The organism is Rhizobium sp. P1_E1 (assembly GCF_056406015.1).
Window position 1 is genome coordinate 1 of record NZ_JBFUAY010000531.1, and the last position, 1,073, is coordinate 1,073.

General features: G+C 62.0%; 1 protein-coding gene and 1 pseudogene. One reads left to right on the plus strand and one right to left on the minus strand.

The features are described from left to right. The first annotated feature begins 38 nt into the window (after positions 1–38). Positions 39–875, plus strand: coding sequence for a cell wall hydrolase (locus AC1D1Z_RS37730; RefSeq protein ID WP_018246497.1), 837 nt, complete (start codon positions 39–41; stop codon positions 873–875). 37 nt (positions 876–912) lie between these two features. Here AC1D1Z_RS37730 and AC1D1Z_RS37735 read toward each other — a convergent pair. Continuing rightward, positions 913–1,073: pseudogene (locus AC1D1Z_RS37735) on the minus strand (peptidase T); the annotation flags it as partial.

Consider the following 1,073-nt stretch of genomic DNA (forward strand, 5'->3'; position numbering starts at 1 on the left):
ATTAAGGGCTGGACTAATCCCATAGGAGGCACCTGGCGTTGAGGGCGGAGATTTCCTTTGGAAAATCCCTGATCGGGATTTTGTTCGTAGGACTGGCAGCGGCAAGCTGCACGACGACATCGAAACCGGCGGCAACGGCGGCGAACACCAAGACGAAGCAGGGCCAAGCGGCGAAGGTCACCTTCAACTATACCGCCAAGGATCGCGAATGCCTGCAGCGCGCGATGTATTTCGAATCGCAGCATTCGGACGAGGACGGTTACATGGCGGTCGGGACCGTTGTCATGAACCGGCTCACCTCCGGCGCCTATCCCCCTTCCATCTGCGGCGTCGTAGCCCAGAAAAGGCAGTTCGCGCCCGGCGTGATGACGCGCGAAGTCAAGCCGCAGGCGGAAACTGAGCTTGCTACCGCAGCGGATGCGATCCTTATTAAGGGCGCACGCCATCCCGCGGTGAAGGACGCGATGTTCTTCCACACCGATGGGCTGAAATTCCCTTACGACAACATGCACTATGTGACGGTCGCCGGCGGCAACGCCTTCTACGAGAAGCGCGACGCCAACGGCACGCTTGAAACGCCGCCGCCGCTGCCCTCCTACGAGGTGGCGATGAACTATGTGCCCGGCGAAAGCATGCTGCCGCCGCAATTCGAGGCACTGATCCCCTCGGCGGTTCCCGTTCCTCTGCCGGCGCCGGACCCCATGGCGACGGCGAGCACGGGGCAGATGCGGATAACTGCGCCGGTGACCGCGCCGGAAACATTGCCGGTAACATCGGTCGAGCCCGAGCCGGGAATGCCCATTGCGATCCCTATTCCCCGCCCCGCCTATGACAGCGTGATGCTGCGTGAAAGCCTTCCGGCGAACGGCGGTTAAACCGCCCTTTCGGTTTAAGAGTTAGGCGGAAGCGCGCCTAGGCGCGCTCTTCCCAGACCTTTGCTAGTTCCACGATCGTTTTGACCGCCTTTTCCATGTCCTGGCGGCTCACCCATTCGAGCGGCGAGTGGAAGGCATGGCCGCCGGCGAAGATGTTCGGGCACGGCAGTCCCATGAAGGAAAGGCGCGAGCCATCCG